A 22,467-nucleotide genomic window follows, 5' to 3' on the forward strand; every position below is an offset into this window, starting at 1 on the left:
CCACCACCACCACCACCACCACCACATTACCCCTATGGCTGGTACGACCCGGTGCTTGCCAGCGTGGTAGTCGGTGCCACCACAGCCCTGGTCATTGGCTCTGTGGTCAACAGCGTTCCAGCCAACTGCGTGCCGGTGCTGGTCAACGGTGTGACCTACCAGCAATGTGGTAGCACTTGGTATCAGCCACAGTACATCGGGACTCAGGTGCAATATGTCGTGGTAGCCGCGCCACGCTGAGGTGCTGGAACGCGGCCCGCCTGGGCGCCTTCGCGCGCGATGAGCGGCGCCCTCCGGCGGCTTACTTCAGCGCGCCGCGCGCAACCAGCCGGCGATGCTCTCGACCACCGTTTGCGGCGCCTTCAACCAGGCGCTGTGGGGGTTTTCCGCCGGCGGCCGCGGTGACGGCAAGCGCTCGACCTGCGGGCGCGCCTGTATCAGCTCGGCCAACCCACGCGTCGAGGCCAGAGGCGCGAAGTGATCGTCGTCGATGGTGATGTACAGCGAAGCAGTTGGGTTCTCCGCACTTGCCACTAGTAGCAGGCCGGTGTGACGGAAGTGACCGGTCCAGGCCACCCGCCCCCAGTCACGCATCAGGCTACGCGCCTCGTGGCCACCGAAGCCGACCTGCTTACCCGGCAGGTAGCCGAGCACCGCGGTCAGCAGGTTGAACACCACCGCCACGCTCGGCGTCAGCAGCCGGCGCACACCGCGCCAATGCCGATAGTGGATATTCCCGCAGGCCACGCCGATCACCGCCACGCCACTGTGCGGATTGGCGGCGGCATACAGGGTGGCGACCTGACCGCCGAGGCTATGGCCGAGCAATACCGCACGGCTGCTGGGAAAGTGCTGCCGGGCTGCCGCCAGGAGTTGCGGCACGAAATCCTCGACCAGCTGGCGATAACCATAATCGAACTGCCGCGACGGCCGCGGCCGGCTCTCGCCCTGCCCTGGCCAATCGGCGACCAGCACATTCAGCCCGGTCTGCACCAGGCACTGGGCCAAGCCCTCATATTTGCGCGCGGCCACCCCCAGGGCCGGCAGCACGATCAGTACCGGCGCGCCAGGCCCGGCCGGGTAAAGACTGAACGGACAATGGCAGCGACCATTGGCAAACTGCACGGCATGGGACATCCCAGCAGCTCCTTATTCTTGTCGGCCAAGCGTGGCGAATGGACTGCTGCGAATTTAGAGCAACTGCTCTAAATTCGCCAGAGCCGCCGAGATGAGACATTCCCCCAAGCTGGGTTAACCTGCCTATGGGCCTGCCCGGCACTTTCACTAGCAGAGAACGGATCACAACATGGCGCGAGTTGTTGCGGCAGCGGTTTATACCAAAGGCAAGAAAGTCACCGACATTTCCCTCGACGAAGGCAGCAGCTGGGCTGCCAAAGCCGGTCACTTCGTCTGGATCGGTCTGCACGACCCCGGCAGCGAAGAACTGCTCAGCCTGCAGAAGCAATTCAACCTGCACGCCCTGGCCATCGAAGACGCCCTGCTGCAGCACACCCGCCCCAAGCTGGAAACCTTCGGCGATGCGCTGTTCATGGTGCTCTATTCGCCGATAGTCGAAGACGACAAGCTGGTCTTCATCGAAACCCAGCTGTTCGCCGGCAAAGGCTATGTGATCAGTGCCCGCTACGGTGAGTCGCCGTCTTATGCACAGGTGCGCCAGCGCAGCGAAGCCCAGCCGCAACTGCTCCAGCACGGCGAGGACTTCGTACTCTACGCCCTGCTCAGTTTCGTGATCGAGAACTACCGGCCGCTGCTGGATCGTTTCAATGCCGAACTGGAGGACATCGAACAGCACGTCCTCAACAATCCGCTGAGCCAGGCCGACGTCGAGCAGATCCAGAGCATGCGCCGCGATCTGTTGCGCCTGCGCCGCTATCTGGCGCCGCTGGGGGAGATCTGCGAAGACCTGCAACACCTGGACTTCCCCTTCATCAACAAGCACATGCGCCCGTACTTCCGCGACGTGGCGATTCACGTCCAGCGCCTGCTGGAAGACCTCACCGCCCTGCGGGAAATGGCCGACCACGCCATCGAGGTCGGTCTGCTGCTGGAGTCGTCGCGGCAGAGCATCGTGCAGCGCAAGTTCGCCGCCTGGGCGGCGATTCTCGCCTTTCCCACCGCGGTGGCCGGTATCTATGGGATGAACTTCCAGAACATGCCGGAACTGACCTGGCACTACGGCTATTTCGGCGTGCTCGGCATCATCGCCGTCGGCTGCACCGGGCTGCACTTCAACTTCAAGCGCATGGGCTGGCTGTAGCGTCATCGCCGCACAGAAAAAAGCCCGAGCGAATCGGGCTTTTGCATTTCTGTCTAAAGCCTCAGGCCGGCTCGGCCTCACGGCCTAGCGCGACGAAGCGCATCATCCATTCCGCCACCACGGTGCCCTGGTGGTCTTGGTCCAAGCTGGAAATAGCCTGCTGGTAGATCTGCTCGCCCAGATGCTGCTGGCGGATGTCCAGCAGCGCGCGCGAATAGTCGTGGATAAACTCGGGGTGGCCCTGGAAGCACAGCACCTGGTCGTTGATGGCGTAGGCCGCATGCGGGCAGAAATCGCTGGAAGCGATCAGCGTGGCGTTCTCCGGCAGCGCCGTGACTTGGTCCTGGTGGCTGATCAGCAGGGTCAGATCCTCCAGCGTCGGCGTCATCCATTGCGGCTGTTCCGCAATCCGATAGTTGTGCGTGCCGACGCCCCAACCCTGTGCCGCGCGCTCGGCTTTGCCGCCCAGCAGCAAGGCCAGTAGCTGGTGACCGAAACAGACGCCAAGTAGCTTGTCGCCGCGCTCGTAACGCTCGAGCAGGTAGGTCTTGAGGGTCTGGATCCACGGATCGCTGCCGAAGGAGTCGGCCTTGCTGCCGGTCACCAGGTAGGCGTCGAAGCGCTCGGAGTCCGGCGGATAGTCACCCGCAACCACGTTGTAGATGCTGAACTCGGCGGCAATCGGCTGACGGGCGAAGAGTTGCTCGAACATCCGCCCGTAGCCTTGATATTGATCGACCAACTCGGGACGCAGAACGTCGGTTTCCAGAATGCAGATGCGTAACGCCATGGGGTAGTCCTGATGCAATGAACAGCGGTTCCGATTGTGCGATTTATCTAACACAGCGACAGCCGCAAGAAAACCACCGGCTGGCGTTAAACACCGAATCAGACCAATAGACTCATAGCTATGGACGTCAGCCGGCGTCAATAAAACACAACATCGGCGCGGGCAGCGCGACACGGCGCAACCATCATTCGCCTCGATATTTACCATGAAGGCCATTCACTTCTGCGCGCACGGCGGCTCGGCAATCATGCAGCCATCGGGGTTCGCCCCATCCGACATAGAGGACACCCGCATGAGCAAATACGCCGCCATCGCCAGCCTGATCGCCGCTTCCGCCTTCATTGGCAGCAGTGAACCGCAGCGCTACCAGGTCAAGACCCGCCGCGCCGCGGACAGCAGCGAGAAAAAGCCGCAGTAAGCCCCGCCCGGCGTGCCGCAAGGCGGCGCCGACTACTTACAGGAGCCTCACATGACCGTCGCCCAGAATCTTTCCAGCCCCCCAGCCTACGGCGTGACCTATGCCAGCCTGGAGAACTGCGAGTTGCGCTTCGAATCGGAGCTCGCCTTTCAGATGGACGATGGCAGCCTGCTGACCCTGCACCTGCCGACCTCGCCCGGCGAGCGCCAGGCCATCCAGCAGGCCGTCTGGCAACAGTTTCAGCAGGCGGCCAATTAAAGGTTCGAACAGAACACCTGCCTGCGTGGGAACGACGAAGTGAAGGGAAACGCTCCGCCACCAGCGTCGTCCCCGCGAATGCGGGGACCCAGTAAACAAGCCGTAGCGCAAGCAACCCGGGGAAGCAGGCAGTCCCATTTCCCCGGATTGCATCCGGGCTACGACATCGCCAACACGTAACTGGGACATAGCCAAAAAAAACCGGCCCATGAGGGCCGGTTCTTCATGGCTCCGCAGGCGTTAGAACTTCTCGCCCTTGGCGGCCTTTTCCAGCAACAGCGCCGGCGGCTCGAAACGCTCGCCGTACTGTTCGGCCAGGTATTCGGCACGGGCGGCGAAGTCCTGCAGACCGTACTGGTTGATGAACTGCAGCGCCCCGCCGGTCCAGGCGGCGAAACCGATGCCGAAGATCGAGCCGATGTTGGCGTCGGCGGTCGACAGCAGCACGCCCTCCTCCACGCAGCGCACGGTCTCGATGGCCTGGATGAACAGGATGCGGTCGCGCACGTCGCTGGCCGGGATCTGCTTGTCGGCTTTCTCGAAACGCCCCTTCAGTTCAGGCCACAGCTGTTTCTTGCCGCCCTGCGGATAGTCGTAGAAACCGCCGCCAGCGGCTTTGCCCGGGCGCTTGTACTCGTTGACCATCAGGTCGACCACCGCGAAGGCCGGATGCTTGGGCAACGGTTTGCCTTCCGCTAGCAGGTCCTTCTCGGTCTGCGCACGGATATGCGCCATCAGGCCCATCGACACCTCGTCGGAGATCGCCAGCGGGCCGACCGGCATGCCGGCCTTGCGCGCTTCGGTCTCGATCATCGCGGCGTTGACGCCTTCGCCGAGCATGGCGAGGCCTTCGTTGGTGAAGGTGCCGAACACCCGCGAGGTGAAGAAGCCGCGGCTGTCGTTGACCACGATCGGCGTCTTGTTGATCTGCAGCACGTAGTCGAAGGCACGCGCCAGGGTTTCGTCGCTGGTCTTGATGCCGCGGATGATTTCCACCAGCGGCATCTTGTCGACCGGGCTGAAGAAATGCAGACCGATGAACTTGTCCTGCTTCTGCACCGCAGTGGCCAGGCCGGTGATCGGCAGAGTCGAGGTGTTGGACGCGATGACCGCATCGGCCAACGCGACGCTTTCAGCGGCGGCGGTGACCTTGGCCTTCAGCCCACGATCCTCGAACACCGCCTCGATGATCAGGTCGCAGCCTTCGAAGTCGGCGTCCTTATCGGTGGCCTTGATGCGGGCGAGGATGGCATCGCGCTTCTCGGCGCTCAGGCCGCCGCGCGAGACACGCTTGTCCAGCAGGCCGACGGAGTAGTTCTTGCCTCTTTCCGCCGCCTCCAGGGAGACGTCCTTGAGCACCACCTCGATGCTGGCAACCGCCGAGACATAGGCGATGCCCGCACCCATCATGCCGGCACCGAGCACGCCGACCTTCTTGGTCTGGTACGGCGCGAAGCCTTGCGGACGCGAACCGCCGGCGTTGATCTGGTTCAGCTGGAACCAGAAGGTGCCGATCATGTTCTTCGCCACCTGGCCGGTGGTCAGTTCGGTGAAATAGCGCGTCTCGATGATCTGCGCGGTGTCGAAGTCGACCTGGGCGCCCTCGACGGCGGCACAGAGAATCTTCTCCGGCGCCGGGAAGCAGCCCTTGGTCTTGTCGCGCAATACCGACGGAGCGATGGACAGCATCTGCGCCACGTTGGGGCTGGACGGCGTGCCGCCGGGGATCTTGTAGCCCTTGACGTCCCAGGGCTGCAGCGCGGCCGGATTGGCGGCGATCCAGGCGCGGGCCTTGGCCAGCAGGTCGTCGCGGTCGCTGGCGAGTTCCTGGATCAGGCCGGCCTTGAGCGCGCCCTGGGCGTCGACTTTCTTGCCTTCGAGCAGGTACGGCAGGGCCTTCTCGATGCCCAGCAGGCGCACCATGCGCACCACACCGCCGCCGCCCGGCAGCAGGCCGAGGGTGACTTCCGGCAGGCCAAGCTGCACACCCCTGTCGTTCAAGGCAATACGGTGATGGCAGGCCAGGCAGATTTCCCAGCCACCGCCCAATGCCGCACCGTTGATGGCCGCCACCACCGGCTTGCCGAGGCTTTCCAGGCTGCGCAGTTGGCTTTTGACGTTGAGGACATGGCGATAGAAGTGCTCGGCGTCGGCCTTGGTGACCTTGATCAGCTCATTGAGGTCGCCGCCGGCGAAGAAGGTCTTCTTGCCGGAAGTGAGGATCACCCCGGCGATGCTGTCCTTCTCGGCTTCCAGGCGGTCGACGGTCTTGCCCATGGCCGCGGTGTACGCCGCGTTCATGGTGTTAGCGCTCTGGCCGGGCATATCGATGGTCAGGACGACGATATTGTCCTGGCCTTTTTCGTAACGGATGGCGTCAGTCATTTCTTTAATCCCCAGAAGGTGGGGGAGCTCTTCAGAGGCGTAGCGAGCGAAGGGCAGGCAAGGCGGAATTCAGTGAGGAAGCGGAGTTTGCTGTAGCAAATGAGCATTCCGAGCCGAATTCCAACGCAGCATGGCCGAGCGCAGTAGCCTCTGAAAGCTCCTTAGATGCGTTCGATGATGGTGGCTATACCCATGCCGCCGCCGACGCAGAGCGTGGCGAGGCCATAGCGCAGGTTGCGCTTCTCCAGTTCGTCGAGCAGCGTGCCAACGATGGCGCAGCCGGTAGCGCCGAGCGGGTGGCCCATGGCGATGGAGCCGCCGTTGACGTTGACCTTGTCTTCGGCAACGCCCATGTCCTTCATGAACTTCATCACCACCGAGGCGAAGGCTTCGTTCACTTCGAACAGGTCGATGTCGGCCACATTCAGCCCGGCCTTGGCCAAGGCCTTGCGGGTAGCCGGCGCCGGGCCGGTGAGCATGATGGTCGGGTCGGTGCTGGTCACTGCGGTGGCGACGATGCGCGCACGCGGCTTGAGGCCCAATTCCTTGCCCTTGGCGGCGGAGCCGATCAGCATCAGCGCGGCACCGTCGACGATGCCGGAGCTGTTGCCCGGGGTGTGTACGTGGTTGATGCGCTCGACGTGGCTGTACTGGCGCAACGCGGTGGCGTCGAAGCCCATCTGGCCCATCATCTCGAAGCTTGGCTTGAGCTTGCCGAGGCCTTCCGGGGTCGAATCGCCACGGATGAACTCGTCATGGTCGAGCAGGACGATGCCGTTCTGATCGGTGACCGGCACCAGGGATTTCTTGAACGAGCCATCGGCGCTAGCGCGCGCGGCCTTCTGCTGCGAGCGCAAGGCATAAGCATCGACGTCTTCGCGGCTGAAGCCCTCGAGGGTGGCGATCAGGTCGGCACCCACGCCCTGCGGCACGAAGCTGGTGTGCAGGTTGGTTTCCGGGTCCAGCGCCCAGGGGCCGCCATCGGAACCCATCGGCACGCGCGACATAGACTCCACGCCGCCGACCACCACCAAGTCCTCGAAGCCGGAACGGACTTTCATCGCGCCGAGGTTCACCGCTTCCAGGCCCGAGGCACAGAACCGGTTGAGCTGCATGCCGGAGACGCTGATGTCCCAGTCGGCGGCCAGCACCGCGGTCTTGGCAATGTCGCCGCCCTGATCGCCTACCGGACTGACGCAACCGAGAACGACGTCATCGACCTGGCTGGTATCCAAGTTGTTGCGCTTGGCCAACTCCTTGAGCAAGCCGGACACCAGGCTGACGGGTTTGACGCTGTACAGCGAGCCGTCCTTCTTGCCTTTACCGCGGGGAGTGCGCACCGCGTCGTAAATGAAAGCTTCAGTGGTCATGTCGTCCTCTGACCTCCCTTCAGGAGGAGTGGTGGAAATGTGCGATCAATCGTCTGGAACCTGCGCTCCGGACACAAAGGCACCTGTTCTTGTTGGATCACTACACCTTACCCCTGACCACTTTAGGCTCAATGACCGAAGTGCTCAGGACCATTGACAGCAGCGCTCAGACGAACGGTTGAGGGCGATCAGACCTTGGTCCATGGCGAAGGGACAGGTCTGGCTCAAGGGTTGGATGAGAATCCAGCGGCGGACGGCATAACCTGTTGGCACTAAAAAATGATGGCTTGGCACCAACCCTTCTAAAGGACCTGTGACGCAGCCCCTAGAGTTATCAGGGCAAAGGTGCCGCCGCCGGGTTTTGCCGGGGCGGTTTTTTTGTCCACGCTGATGCGTGACGCCGGTCCCGCCAGGCCGTTAGAGCGGTACAAGACGCCACCCAACAAGAACAAAAGGCAACTAGTCATGGCCAGACAACAGAAATTCCGCCAAGCGGGCTTGATCGTTTTTGCCACCACCGTTTTGCTTATCCTGCCCAACCTGTCCCGTCTGTTCACCTGATCCGCCCACCTCGCTCGCGGAACTGGATGGCGCCTCTCGCGTCATCCGGCCGCGGGTAACAATCTCGGCAGCGGCAGCGGCAGCGGCAGCGGCAGAAAGCCGAAGGCCAACAGCGTCGAATCCAGCGCTGCTGACCTGCTCCCGCGAGCACCCGGCGGGCAGCGCGAATAGACAATTGAACACCACCAATGGCGTCGCATCGCCGTCTGCAGCACAGCCGCGCCCTGCCCCCTACGACGGCAGGCTGGCTAGCCGCTCGCATCGAGCCCTGTTAGGGTGCCGTCACCCTCACCGCTGGAGCTCCCCCCGATGCCGCGCCTACTTGCCGTCGTCGCGCTGTGCCTCAGTCTGCTGACCCTGAGCGCCCTGCAAGCGGCCGAACTGCGCTTGGCATTGCCCGCCGGTAAGCGCAGCTGGGACAGCCACGCCCTGCTCGCCCATCCGCAGGCGCGGGACATCGAGGTCAGTGCCGATGTGTCCTACAAGCGCACCATGCATTACCGCGCGGTGCCCTTGGCGGCCTTGCTGCAAGGTGTGCAGGCTGGCGATCACCTGCAGGTGGTGGCCCTGGACGGTTTTGCCGCCGAACTGCCGGCCGCACCGTTGCTCGGCCGCACGGGCGCGCAGGCCTGGCTGGCGGTGGAGGACCCGGCCAAGCCATGGCCGCCGCTGGCCAAGGGCAAGCCGAGCGCTGGCCCCTTCTATCTGGTCTGGATCGATCCGCAGCAGAGCGCTATCGGCCCCGAGCAGTGGCCGTTCCAGGTCAGCACCATCCGCCTGCTGGCGCCAGTGGCCGAGCGTTTCCCCGCCTTGCTGCCGGATGCCAAGGCCGACGCCGAGGTGCAGGCCGGCTTCGCCCAGTTCCAGAAGAATTGCCTGGCCTGCCACCGTCTGAATGGCGCCGGCGACGCGCAGTTCGGCCCGGATCTGAACCTGCCGCACAACCCCACCGAATATTTCGCTGACGCTTTCCTGCAACGCTACATCCGCGATCCGCAAAGCCTGCGCCGCTGGCCGCAAGGCAAGATGCCTGGGTTCCCACCGGAGGTGTTGAGCGATAGGGAATTGCAACAGCTGATCGGCTATCTCCAGCATATGAGCAAGCGCAAGCTGCCCCCCACCGCCCAATGAGCTGAAACTGCCTCGCAGGCTAGCGCGCAAACGCCAGCTGCAACCAGTGCCGGTAGAAACCTTCAGCCACTTGGTTCAGAGCCGCAACCTTGGCGGGCAGATCGCTCAGCATCTGTGTCTTGCTCTGCTGGCTGGACTGGGTTTCATCCAGCAGGTGGGCCCAATCGGTAAGCCACAACCGCAGCAGCTCCTCGGTCATTTCCGGGTGGCCCTGCAGCGCCAGGATCTTGTCGCCCCAGGTAAAGGCCTGGTTCGGGCACCAGGGGCTGGACAGCAAACGTTCGGCCCCAGCCGGTAGGTCGAAGGTATCGCCATGCCATTGGTAGACCGTGAACTCGTCCGGCAGATGCGCCAGCCAGGGATTGTTCGCCGCCTGACTCGCGCGGCGCAGCGGCTGCCAGCCAATTTCGCGGTACGGCATCCGGTGCACGCGGGCCCCCAGCGCCTTGGCCAGCAGTTGGCCGCCCAGGCAGTGGCCGATCATGGGAATGTCGCGCCGGATGAAGTGGCGCAATGCGGCAATTTCTGACGCGATCCACGGCAAGGGATCGTTGACGCTCATCGGTCCGCCCATGATCGCCACCGCCCTGGGGCGGTCGAGGTCGTAGCTGTCCAACTCGCCGAGGTCGACGCGCAGGACGGTAAAATCAAGTTGCCGCTGGTCCAGCACCCGGGCCAGATGGCCGGCCGGGCAAAAATCGACGTGCGTGAGAATCAAGATATCGGTCATATCTGAACTACCTCCCTGGGCCCAGGGTAAGGCAAACAACGTGCCGAGATCGAGAGAGGAAATGAGTCGGTCGAGCGGAGTTGCCGTGAACGTCATTCCGGCCCGCGCCGGAATGACGGTTTGGCGATGATTACGGACGCTGTTCGCCTGCTGTGCGTCCGTGGCTCAAGCACACTGGCCTTTGATTTCCTGAGTGACACCCCAGCCATCCAGCACACCGCCAAGCGGAGAAAACAGCGACTCCAGATCGTGCTCGAAGTCACCGATGTCCTCGTAGGTGGCATACATCACCTTGCTGACCAGCAGATGCCAGGCCCCATCACGGGCGCTGACCTGGGCGTTCAAGGACTCGCCCCGGAACTGCTTTGCCGCCATACGGGCCCGCTCCTCATCGGGGAAGATGGCGTAGAACTCGATTGGGTGGAATCGGCTGAAGTCGAAACCACTCTCCTTCATGCGGCGCAGAACGTGACTGCTGACATCATCGTGGAAGGCAGTGCTCATAAAAGACCTCCTCTCAAGCGATGGATGAGTTTTCCGCTTTTCCAGTATCGCCAGCTTGAGCGCGCTGGCGGCGCGGCACCCGGCAACGGTGCCACCCAAGAATCAGGCCGACGCCTGATCACAGAACAACCGGACCCGCAACCCAGGCCCGCTCGGCGGCCGCCCCCTAGAAGCCGGATTCAGGGCCGTCTTTTGCAGGGTAGCGGCTAGCCGAGCGCTCTGCCGCCTGGGCTGACAACTGGTGCCGCCGGCAATCGACGGCAGCGCCCTACTCGCGGCTCAGCCAGCCCATCACCAGCCGGTTCAGCCACGCCGGCGAGACCTGCCCGGACCAGTACATCAACTTGAACGGCCAGCTCACCGGACGATGCACCGCCGCACCTTGCGCCTGCTGCCAGACGGCCGCGGCGATGTCCTCGGCCTTGAGCGTCACGCCCAGGCGGCGCAGGGTCGGCGGCTCGAAGCGCTGGCCGTCGACCATCGGCGTACGCACGAACGGCGGCATCAGGTCGCCGACGCGGATGCCATGGCGGCGCCATTCCAGCTCCAGCGCCTCGGTCAGACCCCGCACGGCGAACTTGGAGGCCGAATAGCTGACCATGTGCGGCGTGCCATACAGCCCGGAGGCCGAGCCCATGTTGATCACCTGCGCACCCGGCGTGGCCTTGAGATAGCGAAAGGCCGCATGGGTCATCTGCAGCAGGCCGAGCACGTTGATATTGAGGATGCGCGCATGTTCGGCCGATTCGATGTCCTCGAAGTGGCCGAAGCGCAGGATCCCGGCGCAGTTGAACAGCAGGCGCAACTGGCCGCCGTGCTGACCGCAGAAGTCCGCCAGCGCTTGCTGCACGGCAGCTGCGTCGGTCACATCGAGCGGCGCATGCCAGGCGCCGCCGAGTTCCTCGGCCAGACTGGCGAGTTCGGCTTGGTTGACATCCAGCAGACCGACCTGCCAGCCACGGGCGTGGAACAGCCGCGCAGTCGCGGCGCCGATGCCGGAAGCGGCACCGGTGATGAGGATGTTGTCCATGTCAGCGTCCGGCTGCCTGCTGTTCGTGGAGGAAGGCCGCGATCCGCGCCACGGCCAGATCCGCAGCCCTGAGCATGCCGACGTGGGCCTGGAACACGTGCCAGAGGCCCGGATAGCGCTCCAGGCGCACCCGCGTGCCGGCGGCGCGCGCCTGTTCGGCCAGGCGCAGGCTGTCGTTGAGTAGCACCTCGTCCTCGCCGACCTGGATCAGCAGCGGCGGCAGCGCCAAGTCGCCATGCAGCGGCGACAGGCCCGGGTCGCAGCGATCCAGACCCGGCGGGCAGTACAGGGCGATGGCCTGATCCAGCCAGGCCGGGTGCAGCAGCGGATCGCCGGCCGGCGGTTGGTGCAGGTGCTCGCCGCTGGCGTCGGTCCACGGCGACAGGCAGACCAGCCCGGCCGGCAGCGGCAGCTCCAGCCGCTTGAGCTGCTGGGTGGTGATCAGGCAGAGGTTGCCGCCGGCCGAGTCGCCGCCGATGAAGATCTGCTCGGCGCGATAGCCGGCGTCCAGCAAGGCGCGGTAGGCCGCCACCGCATCCTCACGCGCCGCCGGATAGCGATGCTCCGGCGCCAGGCGGTAATCCAGGGCGCACACCGCCAGACCGCCGCGCTTGGCCAACATGGTGCAGATCACCCGGTGCGTCGACGGCGCGCCGATCAAATAGGCGCCGCCGTGCAGGTAGAGCAGCACCGCCCCACTGTCCTGCTGCGGCCGATGCCACTCGCAGGGCCGTCCGCCGAGCTCGCCGGCACTGCGGGTCACGCCGCTGACCTTCAGCGGCATCGCGGTCAACGCCTTGATCAGCGCGCGCTGGCCGGCGATCGGCATCGGCGGTCGCACCAGGCTGCGGACCAGCAGGCGCAAAGTGCCGCGCAGCACGGCACGCAGCAGCGGCTGCTCAGGCGCGGGGGCGGTGAATTCAACGGGTGCATTCATAGTCGGCAAGCTCCGGACGGCGGGTCTGTTGGCGGTAGGTGAAGGTGAAGCCGGGCCAGTTGTTGGTGTTCTTGCCCTCGGCAGTCTTGTACCAGCTGCTGCAGCCCTGCTCCCACACGGTGTGCTGCACCTGCTTGAGCAGCCGCTGATTGAAGCTGCGCTGCACCTGCGGCTTCAGGTCCATGTAGCGCAGGCGCTGCTCTTCCAGGGCGCGGATACAGCCGAGCACATAGGCGAACTGGCTCTCCAGCATGTAGATGATTGAGTTGTGGCCGAGGTTGGTGTTCGGCCCGTAGAGGATGAACAGGTTGGGAAAGCCGCTGACACTGATGCCCAGGTAAGCCTCGGCGCCGGCGCGCCAGGCCTGGTTGAGCTCCAGGCCGTCGCGCCCGGTGATGCGCATCGGCGCGAGAAAATCGGTGGCGGCGAAGCCGGTGCCATAGATGATCGCGTCGACCTGGTGCTCGCGGCCGTCGGCGGTCACTACGCCGTGCGCCGTCACCTCGCGGATGGCGGTGTCGACCACCTCGACATTAGCCCGCGCCAGCGCCGGGTAATAGTCGTTGGAAATCAGGACGCGCTTGCAACCCAGCGGATAGTCCGGCTCCAGCTTCTGACGCAGTTCGGGATCGCGGATAGTGCGTGCCAGATGCCGGTTGAATTCCAGGCGCATCAGCTTCATCAGCGACGGGAACACCGAGAACGCCAGTACCCGCGATTCGTGCTGAATGTACTTGAGCAGGCGGTCGGCCTTCTGCAACGCCGGGAAACGGCGCATCAGCGCCAGCTCCCAGGGCTTGTAGGCACGATCCGGCTTGGCGATCACATAGGCCCCCGAGCGCTGAAACAGATGCAACTGCGCGACCTGAGGAGCGATCGCGGGAACGAACTGGATGGCGCTGGCCCCCGTGCCGACCACCGCCACGCGCTTGCCGCTCAAGTCGTAGGCATGGTTCCAGCGCGCCGAATGGAACACCTCGCCGCGGAAATGCTCCACGCCCTGGAGGCGCGGATAAGCCGGCCGATTGAGCTGGCCACAGGCACTCACCAGCGCCTGGGCGCTGAAGGTTTCACCGCTGGTACTGACAACACGCCACAGCCCGGCCACTTCGTCGAACTCGGCACTGGCCACTTCGGTGTTGAAACGGATCTGCCGGTTCAGGCCGTACTTGTCGGCGCAGTGCTGCTGGTAGGCGAAGATTTCCGCCTGCGGGGCGAACTTGCGCGACCAGTCGACTTTCGGCTCGAAAGAGAACGAATACAGATGCGAGGGCACATCGCAGGCGGCCCCCGGATAGGTGTTGTCACGCCAGGTACCGCCGACCTTGGCGCCCTTCTCCAGAATCAGAAAGTCCTGGATGCCGGCCTTCTGCAGCTGGATGGCCAGGCCCAGGCCACCAAACCCGGCACCGATGATGAGGACGCGCAACGGCGCTGCATTCAGAGGAATCTTGTGCATTGTTATCTCCTGTCGAATGCTGGGGATGCTAATGCAGCCCCGACCCGCGCGTTATGGCATAGTCGGACATAATCTGTGAGTTTCGGACAACCATGTACATCCCCCGCATCCGCCTATGAAGCAGCCGCCGCGACAACCCGCGCGCCGTAGCGCCACCAGCGTGCAGCTGCTGACCCAGTTCGGCCTCGACCACGGTCTCAGCGCGGAACACTGCCTGGCCGGCACCGGGCTCAACTGGCAGATGCTGGCCGATCCCGGCGCCGAAGTGGGCAGCGAGCAGGAGCTGCAGCTGATCCGCAACCTGGTCGTCGCGCTCGGCCATATCCCCGGCATCGGCCTGCAAGCGGGCATGCGTTATCGCCTCAACACCTATGGCATCTGGGGTTTCGCCCTGCTGAGCAGCCCGAACTATCGCAGCGCTGCGTCCATCGGCCTGCGCTATCTCGACCTGACCTATGCCTTCACCCGCATTCACCTCGAAGAGAGCGGCGACGAGGCCGCCCTGTTTCTCGACGACAGCGCCCTGCCCGCCGACTTACGCAGCTTCATCCTCGAGCGCGATTCCGCCGCGATCATGAACATCCATCGCGACCTTACCAATACCCGGCTCGTGCTTACCCAGGCGAACTTCCGGATTGCGGCACCAAGCGATCCGACGCCCTATCTGGAGTGGTTCGGCGCCGCCCCCAGCTTCAACGCGTCAAACAACTGCCTGGTCTTCCCCCGCCCAGTACTCGACCTGCCCCTGCCTGGCGCCGATCCGCAAGTCGTCCAGCACTGTGAACAACAGTGCCAGAGGCTGCTGACCAAACGCCGCGTGCGCACCGGCCTGGCCAGGCGCATCCGCGATCGTCTGCTGGCAAGGCCGGGGCATTTGCCGGACATGGAAAGCCTGGCCAGCGAATTGCACATGACCTCGCGCACCCTGCGGCGCCGACTGGAGGAACAAGGCACCAGCTTCCGACAACTGCTGGAAGAAGTCCGCCAGGCCTTGGCCGAAGAGCTGCTGGCCACCGGCCTGAATCTGGAAGAGATCGCCGAGCGCCTGGGTTATGGCGAAGCGTCCAATTTCACTCACGCCTTCAAGCGTTGGAAAGGCGTATCGCCGCGGCAGTACCGCCGCCAGTAACTGCTGCAATGACACCCTCCTGACTGGCAATGCCGTCCTGGCAGGCGTCCGTCTTAAAGTACCTTTTGCGCGAGCAGATAACCGGCAACGCAGAACCCTCTGCATCAACAATCGGAGGGAGTCATGCCGCACTGACTGGCTATAGTTGCTCAGTGGCATTGCCGGCCACCTGATGCATTTGGCGGCATTGTTGCCTAGATGTCCCGCAATGGGACGTTGTTTCTCTCACACGCAGGAGGAACGCATTTATGTTATTCGCCGTCAGTTATCAGCCCCGCGCCAATGCCACAGAGGAGTCGCAGAAGCGTGCGCTCACTCTGTTTGCCAACTGGAAGCCGCCCGCGGCTTATGTGCTCAAGGCCCATTACACCAATGCCGATGGCAGTGGCGGGCTCGCCCTGGTGGAAACGGAGTCGGCCGCCGCTGCCCTGGAAGTCCATGGTGCGTGGACACCCTTCTTCGAGTTCAAGGTGGTGCCCATCGTTGAGATTGAGAAGGCAGTGCAAATCGGCTTCGGCACCATCAAGTGGCGAGAGTCGGTGAAGTAAGCAACTCGTCGGTAGCCTCGACCGCTGTGCTCAGGCAAAAAAGAAGGGGCCTTGCGGCCCCTGCTTTTACTCACGCGTCACCAGTTTCCGATCCGGCTTGCTATCCACCACCCCGGTAGTGTTGTCCAGCAGGCTCTTGGTCGCGGTTTGCAGGAAGGCTTCGAGATTCTTCTTCAGCTCGGGATCGATGTCGCCAGGCACGCGCTCGGCCTTGGCGTTGGCGCCCAGCTGATAGTCGTACAGGCGCGGCTCGAAGCCCTTGGGCTGAATCAGGATGCGTTCGGGCGTCACGATGGCGACGGTCTGATCGCCACCCGAGGGTTTGATCACCCCGATGCCCTGGTCACCTGCCGGCAGGTTAAGCAGGTCGCGGCCCCAGCACTGGTGGCGCACTTCGCCACCCAGGCGGCCCATGACGGTCGGCACGATGTCGATCTGGGTACCGAGGGTGTGGCTGACGGCACCGAACTTGTCCTGGATGCCTGGGGCGATCAGCAGCAGCGGCACGTTGAAACGGAACAGATCCATCTCGGTCAGCTGCTCGCTGGCGCCGAAACCGTGGTCGCCGACGATGACGAACAGGGTGTCCTTGTAGTACGGCTCCTTCTTAGCCTTCTCGAAGAACTGGCCGAGCGCCCAGTCGGAATAGCGCATGGCGGTCAGGTGTTCGTCCTCGGTGCCGACACCCTGGACCGGCTCGACCGGCAGGTTCTTTGGCAGTGCGTAGGGGGTGTGGTTGGAGAGCGTCTGCAGCAGCGCATAGAAGGGTTTGTCGCTGGGCAGCTTGGCCAGCTCGGCGGCGCCACGGTCGAACATGTCCTGGTCGGACACACCCCAGGTCGGGTCCATGAACACCGGGTTAACGAAGTCCTCGCGGCCGACGAAGTTGGTCATGCCCTGGTTGCTGAAGAAGCCGGACTGGTTGTCCCACTGGAAATTGCCGTTGTAGACGTACAGGTTGTCGTAGCCACGCGGGCCAAGCAGTTGCGGCAGGCCGGAGAACTTGTGCGCGCCCTCGGGCGTACGCATCAGATACTCGAAGCTCGGCAGGTTGGGGAAACAGGCCATGGTGGCGAACATGCCCTGGTGGGTATGGGTGCCGTTGGAGAAGAAGCGGTCGAACAGCAGGCCCTCTTTGGCCAGCTTGTCGAAGTTCGGCGTGATATTCAGTGGGCTGCCCAACGCGCCGACGAAGTGGCCGGCGAAGCTCTCCATGAGAATCACCACCACGTTGCGGATCGGCAAGGTACCGTCGGCCGGCGGGGTGAAGTCGCGGCGGATGGCGGCGGTATCGGCATCGACCAGCTGGTCATGCGGGGTCAGCAGCAGCTTGCGTACGGTTTCCAGGGCCTGCTGATCGGGCATGGTCGACTTCCAGGTATTGTCGCGGTGCGGCGACAAGCTGGCCTGGGCGGCCGAAATCAGGGTCAGGGTGCCGTTCAGGCCGAGCTGGTTGGCGAACATCGAGTCGGTGGTGTAGGCATCGCCCCAGCGCAGCGGCGGACCTTGGCGCAAGTGACCACGGGCGGCGATGACGGCGACCAGCAGGCAAACGACGAACGCGGTAATGCGCCAGTGCCAGGGCGCCGTCGCGCGGGACGCGGCGGACTGCATTCCGCTCTGCAGCTTCGGCTGGCTGAGCAGATCCAGCCCCTTGAACAGCTGGTACAGCAACCAAGTGGCCACGGCCCAGGCGAGCAGATAACGGCCGACCGGGAAGCCATTCCAGAGCATGCTCAGGACCGTTTTGGTGTCTTCCTGGAAATACTGGAACACCAGGCTGTTCAGGCGCTGGTGGAACTCGCGGTAGAAGTCCAGTTCGGTGAGGCCGAGGAACAGGGTGATGCTGGCGAAGCCAGTCAACCATAGGCGATGCAGGCCGCGGGCGGCCATGGCGCGAACGCTGAGCAGCGACAGCAGCAGCGGAATACAGGCGTACACCACCACGCGCAGGTCGAAACGCAGGCCGTTGTAAAAGGCCTCGACGAACACCGCCGGCGGCGTGCTGCCGATCAGTTCGCGGTTGTAGACCAGCAGCGCCACCCGCAGCAACGTATACAACACCAGCAATGCAAAGGCACTGAGGAGCGTGAAGGCGAGGTGGTTCTTGACGGTGGGATTAGCGAAGCGCGATGAGAATTGCTTGCGGCTCAGGGCGTCCTTAGAAGTCATGCAGATCAGGATCCGTTCGGTTGGCGATTGAGTTCAAGAATGCGATTGCGCCCCTGTTCGGCGAGCAAATAGCGGCCGGAATCGAGGGCAATGATGGTTTGCGCCGAGCGCAGGTGCCGGAGGATAACCTGTAGACGGCCCGCCGGGTCGACTAATAACAGTCGCGCCATGTGAGTGGCATCCTCAGTGATCCACAGGCCGTCGGCCGTGCACTGCACGAACCCCGGCCGGTTCAGGCCCGCGGCGACCAGCCGGTCTGTGCCGCCGGCCTGCCATTGCTTGACCCAGCCCTTGGCCTTCTCGACGTAGAACAGCCGGCCATCGGGGCAGACGCTGACGCCCTCGCCCTCCTCCAGCCCTTCACGCAGAACGCTGAGCCGCCGGCTGTCGGGGTCGTAACGCAGCAAGCGGCCTTGCTGCTTGTCCTCGATGGCGTACAGATAGCGACCATCGGTGGCGAGCCCCTCGACACTGTCGGCCTCGAACAACACTTCGCGCCGACCAGCGTGTAGCCACAGCACCGGCTGCACGCCACTCTCCTGGCCCGTGACCAGACCACCGCGAAACATCACCTGGCCATCCGGCTTGGACAAACCAGTCAAGGCCTCGGCACGCTCACCATCGCGCTGCAGGCGCAGAATCCCGCCCTGGCCGTCGGCAAACTCCTGGCTGACGAACAACCCGCCCTGCCCGTCGAGCGCCAGGGCGCTGACCCGTTGGATATCGTCGCGGTACACCTGATAGTCCCAGCCGGACGTCACCGTCACCGGGTACAAATGGCGCCACGCTGGGTAGCCCAACGCCGGCACCAGTGCGGCGCCAAGGAAAATCAGCAGCCAGCCGCTGAACCACTGTTTGAGAGACAGGGACACAGGAATCTCCCGGACATCGCGATAGCGCGACGAAGGCGGATTTTTCCGCATGGGCTGTGAAAATTTTGTCGAGCCCCGCCCTTCGGATCGGCGCCGAGGAGCGAACCCATGGCGCCCGGCGCGAAGCCAGCCTGCGCCGAGCTGCTCGCCGCACGGGGATAGCTGGTTGCCCTGGGGGCGCGACTGGAGCAGTTGTCGCAGCAGTTGCATCAGCGCGCTGAGCCCGCGCAGCGACGGAATAGCCCGCGCCATGCGGGATTTTTATGGTTATGTCCCGGTTAAGTGTTGCACACCGCTTTTGGGTGGGTTAGCCGCGTAGCGGCGTAACCCACCAGGCGGCGTCACCCTGGACACCAGCGTCCAGCCTCATCGGTGGGTTACGCCTACGGCTAACCCACCCTACGAATCATCGCCTCAGGTATCACCTACTAGGCCTGTGCGTCCCAACACGTAACCGGGACATAGCCTTTTTATGCATCCAGAAATGCTGGCATGGGCCGGTTTGGGGGCAAGCGACTGTCTAACCTGGCGCTCAACTTCGCTCACTTCGTTCGCCAGGCAGGCAAAAGCTACGCTTTCACCTGACGGTTAATCGTTAGCCCTTCCACTCATTCGTTCGAGGAGCATCTGCCATGGCATCTATCCGCAAAGAGATCCTGATCGAGAACAGCCCGGAGCATGTCTGGGCGGCGGTTCGTGATGTCGGCGCCATACATCTGCGCCTGGTGCCTGGCTTCGTGGTCGACTGTCGCCTGGAAGGCGACGCCCGAATCGTCACCTTTGCCAACGGAATGGTCGTGCGCGAGCTGATCGTGGACATCGACGATGACGCGCGCCGGCTCGTGTGGGCAGCGGTTGGCGGGCAGCTCACCCACCACAACGCGTCGGTGCAAGTATTCGCCGAGGGGGCGAGTCACAGCCGGCTCGTCTGGATCGCCGACTTGCTGCCCAATGAGATGGCAGGTGCCATCGAGGCCATGATTCAGCAAGGCATAATCGCCATGAAGCAGACGCTTGAGCGCACTGCAAAAAATGCCTGACCCTGCGCTGCGGCGGTCCGCCCCAGCCCCGCTGCACTCAAACCTCAGGCATGACAGGAGAGAACGATGCAGCTTGATCCAATCGCCGTTGAACTCTCGCGTTCGCTGAAGTCGGCTCGTGCTGGTGAAGCGCTCGCAGCGGCGCTGGTGCGGGTGGAGCGCGCGTTATTGGCGCGGCCGGATCAGCCTCAAGCCTGGGAGCCGCTACCGCTCAACGCGCTGGGCTTCACGGTCCCGACCGGCATTCAGTCGTGCTGGATTTTCGTTCTTCGTGCCGGCGCCACCTTCGGTGCAGAGCGCCACCCCAATAGCCATCAACGCACCTTAGCGCTGTCCGGCAGCGCACTCTTCGAAGTGTTCATTGACGGTGCCTGGTGCCCATGGCCGCTCAGCGGCGGGGTAGCCGAATCGGAGTCGGGGTCTGCGATTTCCATTCCACCTTCGGTCTGGCATCGAATAAAGATCGGGCCAGAAAACTTCATGAGCGTCTCGTTCCACACGGCCCCAGCCGAGCGACTCATCGAGGAAACCCCCGTCGGCGATGATCTTGCAGTCACCAAGCAGCGGCTCTATCACGCCTGACCGAGCTAAAGGGGGCGTAGTGGTTGATTTTTAACCAGCCCTATGGGGCGCTGCAAAGCCGGCCGGTTAACGTGAACGGCAGGGGCTCATGTTCATACGCGCATTGCTGGCGTTTCTCGCGTTACCGGGCGTCGTTGCGTTCGCGGTTCCCCTCATCTGGCTGGCGGTCAGCGCCCACACGCGGCTCGTCTCGCCGTTCGGCCTGGTGCCTCTAAGCATCGGCTGCTTCGCACTGCTCTGGTGTGCACGCGACTTCTACGTTGCTGGCAAGGGCACCCTTGCCCCGTGGGCGCCGCCGGTCCATCTCGTCGTCGTGGGGCTGTACCGCTACACGCGCAATCCCATGTACATCGCCGTCATCCTCATTCTGCTTGGTTGGGCCCTGTCGTTTGGCTTGCAGGGCTTGTTCATCTACAGCATCGCCGTGGCCAGCGCCTTTCATCTGCGCGTCGTGCTGGGAGAGGAGCCGTGGCTGGCCCGCACACACGGTGCGCAGTGGCGCGACTATGCCAGTCGAGTTCCGCGCTGGTTCTGGTGAGCCATGTGGGCGGGGGCAACCCGCCGCTGTCGGCACAGATCCCTGGCAGGTTGCTCCCGCCCTGCCCAGGCAACCAACTGCTCTGCCTCAAGCCTCGGGCTCGGGCTCGGGCTCGGGCTCGGGCGCCTGAGGCTGCTCTTGGCCCTGCAAGTAATGCCGAACCCGGATTTCCACCCCCGGGGTCTGCTGCTTGCGCACCGCCGCCTCGACCTTCAGCTCACCACGCGTCACCCGCTGGTGGTGGCGCAGGTGTTCCAGCCAGGATTCGTCGAAGAAAAACTCCAGCCACTGCCGCGGGTTGGCGCTGTCCTGCACCAGCCCCCAGGAAATCGCCCCGTTGCGCCGGCGCACCCGCTCCAGTTCGCGCATGGCCTGCTGAAAGGCCACGGCATTCTCCGGACCGATGTCGTATTCCACGGTGACCATCACCGGCCCGCGCTCCTGGTCCAGTTCCTCGCTAACCAGCGGCGTCGGCCAGTGCAGCGAGGGCGCCAGGTCCTCGGCCTCGGTGACCGGCAGTTGAAACTTCCAGGTCAGCGGCACAGCGAATGCCAGGCCGATGGCGGCCAGCATCAACGCCAGCGAAATCGAGCCATGGCTGGCGATGCTGCCCCATAGCAGGCTGCCGGCGGCCATGCCGCCGAAGAACACCAGGATGTACACCGCCAGTGCCCGCGCCCGCACCCAGGCCGGCACCGCGGTCTGGGCCGCCACCTGCAGGCTGGAGAGCACCGCGATCCAGGCCGCGCCGCTCAGCAGCATGGCCGGCACCAGCGCATAGAGGTTACGCAGGAACGCCAGCGCCAGCAGGGTCAGGGCATAGAGCAAGCTGGCGCCGGCCACCAGGTGATCGCGGGACACCCTCTCGCGCAGCCGCGGCAGCAGCATGGCACCGGTCACCGCACCGATGCCGACGCTGCCCAGCAGCAGGCCGAAGTCCGCGGCCGTGCCCTGCAGCTCGCTGCGCACAATCAGCGGCAGCAAGGCCGTGCCGGCACTGGCGCAGAGAAAGAAGGCCAGTGCGCGCACCAGCACCGCCTGCAGTGGCTGCGAGCTGCGCGCATAGCGCCAGCCCGCGCGCAACGCACCGAAGAAACGCTCGGCCGGCAGCACCGCCTCCTCCACCGGACGCCTCCACAGCAATAGCACGACGATCACACCGAAGAACGAAACGGCGTTCAGGGCGAAAGTCAGCCAGGGGCCGACCATGCTCACCAGAATCCCCGCCAGCGCCGGCCCGATCGCCCGCGAGACGTTGATCCCGACACTGGACAGCGCCACCGCCGCCGGCAGTTCCGTCTTGCCTACCAGATCCGGGATCAGCGCGCTCCAGGCCGGCATCATCAGCGCCGTGCCGATGCCCAGCGCGAGCGTCAGCAGCAGCAGCGACGCCACGCCGATCAGGCCGTTCAGGCTGAGCAGCGCCAAGGCCAGCGCCACCAGCGCCATCCACAGCTGCACGACTAGCAGGTAGCGGCGCTTATCGACTATATCGGCCAGCGCGCCGGCCGGCAGCGCCAGGAAGAACATTGGCAGCGCACCGGCCACCTGGATCAACGCCACATGCAACGGGTTGCTCGACAGGCTGGTCATCAGCCAGCCGGCGCCCACTTCGTGCATCCAGGTGCCGATGTTCGAGGCGATACTGGCCAGCCACAGCCAGCGGAAGGTGGCATAGCGCAGCGGACTCCAGGCGGAGCCTGGCGCAGCGGCTTCGGCGACTCTGTCCATGGCG

At 64.1% G+C, this 22,467-nt stretch carries 21 protein-coding genes; 9 read left to right on the top strand and 12 right to left on the bottom strand.

The window, feature by feature from the left end:
• Positions 1-306: 306 nt before the first annotated feature.
• On the bottom strand, positions 307-1,137 hold the full coding sequence (locus D3880_RS13160; protein ID WP_119893896.1) for an alpha/beta fold hydrolase: 831 nt from the start codon (positions 1,135-1,137) through the stop codon (positions 307-309).
• Positions 1,138-1,306: 169 nt separating this feature from the next.
• On the opposite strand from D3880_RS13160, the gene D3880_RS13165 reads away from it, so the two are divergent.
• Complete coding sequence (locus tag D3880_RS13165; protein ID WP_119893897.1) at positions 1,307-2,278, top strand: magnesium and cobalt transport protein CorA; 972 nt, start codon at positions 1,307-1,309, stop codon at positions 2,276-2,278.
• Between the two features lie 61 nt (positions 2,279-2,339).
• On the opposite strand, the gene D3880_RS13170 is transcribed toward D3880_RS13165, so the two are convergent.
• Complete coding sequence (locus D3880_RS13170; protein ID WP_119893898.1) at positions 2,340-3,068, bottom strand: amidotransferase; 729 nt, start codon at positions 3,066-3,068, stop codon at positions 2,340-2,342.
• A gap of 292 nt (positions 3,069-3,360) precedes the next feature.
• Here D3880_RS13170 and D3880_RS23205 point away from each other — a divergent pair, with 292 nt between their 5' ends.
• Both D3880_RS23205 and ptrC read left to right on the top strand, forming a co-directional pair.
• Complete coding sequence (locus tag D3880_RS23205; protein ID WP_274381165.1) at positions 3,361-3,486, top strand: hypothetical protein; 126 nt, start codon at positions 3,361-3,363, stop codon at positions 3,484-3,486.
• Positions 3,487-3,537: 51 nt separating this feature from the next.
• Positions 3,538-3,744 (top strand): type III secretion system co-regulatory protein PtrC, encoded by a 207-nt coding sequence (gene ptrC / locus D3880_RS13175; protein WP_119893899.1) that lies wholly within the window; start codon positions 3,538-3,540, stop codon positions 3,742-3,744.
• A gap of 240 nt (positions 3,745-3,984) precedes the next feature.
• Here ptrC and D3880_RS13180 read toward each other — a convergent pair whose 3' ends face one another.
• Both D3880_RS13180 and D3880_RS13185 read right to left on the bottom strand, forming a co-directional pair.
• On the bottom strand, positions 3,985-6,129 hold the full coding sequence (locus tag D3880_RS13180) for a 3-hydroxyacyl-CoA dehydrogenase NAD-binding domain-containing protein (RefSeq protein WP_119893900.1): 2,145 nt from the start codon (positions 6,127-6,129) through the stop codon (positions 3,985-3,987).
• 161 nt (positions 6,130-6,290) lie between these two features.
• The gene (locus tag D3880_RS13185; RefSeq protein ID WP_119893901.1) at positions 6,291-7,499 is read right to left on the bottom strand and encodes an acetyl-CoA C-acetyltransferase; all 1,209 of its coding nucleotides are present in this window, start codon (positions 7,497-7,499) and stop codon (positions 6,291-6,293) included.
• An 870-nt stretch (positions 7,500-8,369) separates the two neighbouring features.
• Between D3880_RS13185 and D3880_RS13190 the strand changes: the two genes are divergently transcribed.
• Complete coding sequence (locus tag D3880_RS13190) at positions 8,370-9,191, top strand: cytochrome c (protein WP_119893902.1); 822 nt, start codon at positions 8,370-8,372, stop codon at positions 9,189-9,191.
• 19 nt (positions 9,192-9,210) lie between these two features.
• On the opposite strand, the gene D3880_RS13195 is transcribed toward D3880_RS13190, so the two are convergent.
• From D3880_RS13195 to D3880_RS13215, 5 genes are all read right to left on the bottom strand, one after another.
• The gene (locus D3880_RS13195; RefSeq protein WP_119893903.1) at positions 9,211-9,921 is read right to left on the bottom strand and encodes a type 1 glutamine amidotransferase; all 711 of its coding nucleotides are present in this window, start codon (positions 9,919-9,921) and stop codon (positions 9,211-9,213) included.
• A gap of 165 nt (positions 9,922-10,086) precedes the next feature.
• Positions 10,087-10,425, bottom strand: a complete 339-nt coding sequence (locus D3880_RS13200) for a ribonuclease E inhibitor RraB (RefSeq protein WP_119893904.1) — start codon at positions 10,423-10,425, stop codon at positions 10,087-10,089.
• A gap of 268 nt (positions 10,426-10,693) precedes the next feature.
• Positions 10,694-11,455 (bottom strand): SDR family oxidoreductase, encoded by a 762-nt coding sequence (locus D3880_RS13205; protein WP_119893905.1) that lies wholly within the window; start codon positions 11,453-11,455, stop codon positions 10,694-10,696.
• Position 11,456: 1 nt separating this feature from the next.
• Positions 11,457-12,392 (bottom strand): alpha/beta hydrolase, encoded by a 936-nt coding sequence (locus D3880_RS13210; RefSeq protein WP_119893906.1) that lies wholly within the window; start codon positions 12,390-12,392, stop codon positions 11,457-11,459.
• A complete protein-coding gene (locus D3880_RS13215) occupies positions 12,376-13,851 on the bottom strand; it encodes a flavin-containing monooxygenase (RefSeq protein WP_119893907.1) in 1,476 nt (491 codons plus the stop codon). The genes D3880_RS13210 and D3880_RS13215 overlap by 17 nt, the downstream gene beginning before the upstream one ends.
• Positions 13,852-13,966: 115 nt before the next feature.
• Here D3880_RS13215 and D3880_RS13220 point away from each other — a divergent pair, with 115 nt between their 5' ends.
• Both D3880_RS13220 and D3880_RS13225 read left to right on the top strand, forming a co-directional pair.
• The gene (locus D3880_RS13220) at positions 13,967-14,980 is read left to right on the top strand and encodes an AraC family transcriptional regulator (RefSeq protein ID WP_119893908.1); all 1,014 of its coding nucleotides are present in this window, start codon (positions 13,967-13,969) and stop codon (positions 14,978-14,980) included.
• Positions 14,981-15,228: 248 nt separating this feature from the next.
• Positions 15,229-15,528, top strand: a complete 300-nt coding sequence (locus tag D3880_RS13225; protein ID WP_119893909.1) for a DUF3303 domain-containing protein — start codon at positions 15,229-15,231, stop codon at positions 15,526-15,528.
• A 66-nt stretch (positions 15,529-15,594) separates the two neighbouring features.
• Here D3880_RS13225 and D3880_RS13230 read toward each other — a convergent pair whose 3' ends face one another.
• Both D3880_RS13230 and D3880_RS13235 read right to left on the bottom strand, forming a co-directional pair.
• Positions 15,595-17,700 carry an LTA synthase family protein gene (locus D3880_RS13230; RefSeq protein ID WP_119893910.1) on the bottom strand — a complete coding sequence of 702 codons (2,106 nt, stop codon included), beginning with the start codon at positions 17,698-17,700 and terminating at the stop codon, positions 15,595-15,597.
• A gap of 5 nt (positions 17,701-17,705) precedes the next feature.
• Complete coding sequence (locus tag D3880_RS13235) at positions 17,706-18,572, bottom strand: SMP-30/gluconolactonase/LRE family protein (protein ID WP_238474350.1); 867 nt, start codon at positions 18,570-18,572, stop codon at positions 17,706-17,708.
• 632 nt (positions 18,573-19,204) lie between these two features.
• Between D3880_RS13235 and D3880_RS13240 the strand changes: the two genes are divergently transcribed.
• From D3880_RS13240 to D3880_RS13250, 3 genes are all read left to right on the top strand, one after another.
• A complete protein-coding gene (locus D3880_RS13240; protein WP_119893912.1) occupies positions 19,205-19,612 on the top strand; it encodes an SRPBCC family protein in 408 nt (135 codons plus the stop codon).
• A gap of 66 nt (positions 19,613-19,678) precedes the next feature.
• Positions 19,679-20,194 (top strand): cupin domain-containing protein, encoded by a 516-nt coding sequence (locus tag D3880_RS13245; protein ID WP_119893913.1) that lies wholly within the window; start codon positions 19,679-19,681, stop codon positions 20,192-20,194.
• A gap of 88 nt (positions 20,195-20,282) precedes the next feature.
• Positions 20,283-20,732 (top strand): methyltransferase family protein, encoded by a 450-nt coding sequence (locus D3880_RS13250; protein WP_119893914.1) that lies wholly within the window; start codon positions 20,283-20,285, stop codon positions 20,730-20,732.
• Between the two features lie 87 nt (positions 20,733-20,819).
• Here the strand turns inward: D3880_RS13250 and D3880_RS13255 are convergent, their stop codons facing one another.
• Entirely contained in the window at positions 20,820-22,463 is a 1,644-nt protein-coding gene (locus tag D3880_RS13255; protein ID WP_119893915.1) for an MFS transporter, read from the bottom strand.
• Between the last annotated feature and the right edge of the window lie 4 nt (positions 22,464-22,467).

The organism is Pseudomonas cavernae (assembly GCF_003595175.1).
Taxonomy (GTDB): Bacteria; Pseudomonadota; Gammaproteobacteria; order Pseudomonadales; family Pseudomonadaceae; genus Aquipseudomonas; species Aquipseudomonas cavernae.